General features: G+C 46.7%; 3 protein-coding genes. All 3 read left to right on the top strand.

Annotated features, from left to right (window positions below; genetic code table 11):
- Nucleotides 1–871, top strand: an 871-nt coding sequence (locus ACTHMC_RS17220) for a DinB family protein (RefSeq protein ID WP_440414892.1), incomplete at its 5' end; no start/stop codon positions are given.
- A 66-nt stretch (nt 872–937) separates the two neighbouring features.
- Complete coding sequence (locus ACTHMC_RS17215) at nt 938–2038, top strand: serine hydrolase domain-containing protein (protein WP_440414891.1); 1101 nt, start codon at nt 938–940, stop codon at nt 2036–2038.
- A 41-nt stretch (nt 2039–2079) separates the two neighbouring features.
- Entirely contained in the window at nt 2080–2772 is a 693-nt protein-coding gene (locus ACTHMC_RS17210; protein WP_440414889.1) for a GNAT family N-acetyltransferase, read from the top strand.
- Nucleotides 2773–2855: the final 83 nt, after the last annotated feature.

The raw sequence follows: 2855 nt of genomic DNA, 5'->3' as shown, positions 1-2855 counted from the left end.
CGCCGCTTCCTTTCCGGAGGGCGTACTAAAAGCACATGAAATCTTACACCAGATCTACCCTTCTGCGGAGGGCCGGCAATACTTCGGCCTCTCCTGGCCGGCTGGTGGTAATATTCTGTACAAAGCCGCTGTGAGACTGGCTCCCGGCGAAAAGCCCGTAACTGATAAATTCGAGAAATTCGAGATCAGGAAGGGGCTGTTCCTCAGCAGCACTATTCATGATTTCATGAAACACCTGCCTTCCATCCCTCATACTTTTCAGGATCTCATCTCCGATCAGCGGGTGGATGCAAGCGGATATTGCCTGGAAGAATATCCGGATGAAACAACCATGATCTGCATGGTGCCGCTTGATGATAATAAAGTGCAGGACCTGCATCGTAAAGACCTGGTAAAAGTATTTACTGCATTGTACGATGAAATTATCGACACCATCCAGGCCTTCTCTCCTTCCCAATACAATACTGTTCCTTCCATTGGAGGCTGGACGCCCGGGCAGGTTGTGGACCATATCATCAAAGCCACTGGCGGGTTGCCAGATGAACAGACAACAGAACCCGGTCGCCTCTATTCTGAAAAAGACGAAATGACCCGTTCCGTTTTCCTGAATTATGAAATAAAAATGCAGTCGCCGGAATTTTTACTTCCGGACCAGGAAAAATACAACCAGGAAGAACAGATCACAGCATTGCAAACCATTAAAGATGGGCATCTTCAGGGCATCCGGAATAAAGACCTGTTGCAGCTTTGCCTGGATTTTGAACTGCCGGTATGGGGTACCCTCACCCGGTATGAATGGTTCAGGTTCATCAGCTACCATGCTACCCGTCATTTACATCAATTGAAGAATATTCACAATGTAATGAACTGATTTTCGTTATGGTTGCATTAAACCGGTTAGACTTTTTTCCGTCGGACTGGAACAGAAAATGCAATTATGAAAAACTTCAGCCTGTTGGTAGCGATACCCCTGTTATTTCTATTTTCCTGTAAAAAAGATAAAAGCGGCGACGATGGTGCTCCACCTGATTCAGCCGCTTTGTATTTTCCGCCGGTCAGCGGAAGTGAATGGCAGACCACCGGCTCCGCTTCCCTGAACTGGAACCAGTCTGCGATCGATGAGCTGTACTCCTATCTGGATGGCAAAAGCACCAAGGCATTCATGGTGTTGAAGAATGGTAAGATAGTGCTGGAGAAATACTTCGGCACATTCACAGCAGAATCAGACTGGTACTGGGCTTCAGCCGGAAAAACCATGACCGGATTGCTGGTGGGCATTGCGCAGGAAGAAGGCAAACTGAGCCTGTCGGATAAGACTTCCAAATACCTGGGCGTTGGCTGGACTTCCCTCACACCCACCCAGGAAGACCAGATCACCATCCGTCACCAGCTCACCATGACCTCGGGTTTGAATGATGCAGGGAATGGTGTGGATGGAAGTGATTGTACAGATCCTGCCTGTCTTGTTTTTAAAGCGAATGCCGGAACAAGATGGGCTTACCACAATGCGCCATATACTTTATTGGATAAAGTGATAGCAGCTGCCAGTGGCACTACTTTCCAATCGTACTTCCAGCAAAAGATCCGGGACAGGATCGGCATGAAAGGCCTCTGGATAAAAATGGATGAAAACAATGTGTATGGAAGCAATGCGAGAAGCATGGCGAGGTTTGGGTTGCTGCTGCTGAACAAGGGTAAATGGGACCAGACGGATATACTCAAAGACAAAGAGTATTTCAATGCGCAGGTGAACACGTCGCAAAACCTCAATCCGAGTTATGGATATCTCACCTGGCTGAATGGAAAGACAAAGCATATGCTGCCGGCAACACAGATCGTATTCAACGGCAGTATTGCGCCTAATGCCCCTGCGGATATGTATTGTGCACTGGGAAAAAATGATCAGAAGATCTATGTGGTGCCTTCACAGCAACTGGTAGTGATCAGAATGGGTGAGTCTGCCGGGCTTTCACACCTGGCTGTGTCCGGGTTCGATAATGAGCTCTGGGGAAAACTCAAAGCTGTGATCAATTATTAGCATATTGAACTCATGCAGGCTTTCGATTGTTGTTGGCCTGTATGAGTGCATCTTTATATCTTCAACTGGATAATCCCGCCTGGTCTGCATTGACCGGCCCCCAGCAATCTTTTGCGATAGGTAATGATGTGGTAAAAAGATATCATGGTAATAACCTTCCTTTTTCGGCATATGATCATGAACATCCTGAGCTTATTGGTCAGCTTGACGAACTATTGCAACCCGGGGAAGTATTTTTCCTGATCGGTGAACTGCCGGCATTGCCCGCTGACTGGTCTGTGCTGGCAGAACTGCCCTGTTTGCAGATGATCAATGCAGCACCTGTTGTGCCATTGGAAAATACTATCGAAATGACCTTGCTCACAGAATCACATAAGCAGGATATGATCGACCTGGTACAAAAAGTACAGCCGGGGTATTTTGCGCCGGACACTTACCAATTGGGCAATTATTATGGCATCTGGAACAAAGCTGAGTTAGTGGCAATGGCGGGTGAGCGTATGCGGGTAAACGGTATGAGTGAGATCAGCGCTGTTTGTACGCATCCGGAATTTACCGGAAGAAAATATGCGCAGCAGCTGGTGACAAAGATCTGTAATGAAAATCATAAAAAAGGAATCATTCCTTTTTTGCATGTACTGGAGAGTAATGAGCGCGCGGTGAAAATATATGAGTTTACGGGTTTTGTTATCAGGCGGGTGATTTCATTCTGGAAATTGCAGAAGAATGGATGAGCTACGGGGGCTGTAACTATTCCATATGTAATAAATGAATGTTTTGCATCATGATAGAAATATTCTGCCTGTGTATAATGCAT

Origin of the sequence: Pseudobacter sp. (assembly GCF_051955275.1) — a bacterium.
GTDB lineage: Bacteria > Bacteroidota > Bacteroidia > Chitinophagales > Chitinophagaceae > Pseudobacter.
The sequence above is the reverse complement of the archived record's forward strand: the minus strand, read 5'-3'. Positions and strand labels throughout refer to the sequence as shown.

Coding starts and splice junctions, on each gene's coding strand:
- ACTHMC_RS17215 (WP_440414891.1), top strand. CDS start 938: ATGAAAAACTTCAGCCTGTTGGTAGCGATACCCCTGTTATTTCTATTT.
- ACTHMC_RS17210 (WP_440414889.1), top strand. CDS start 2,080: ATGAGTGCATCTTTATATCTTCAACTGGATAATCCCGCCTGGTCTGCA.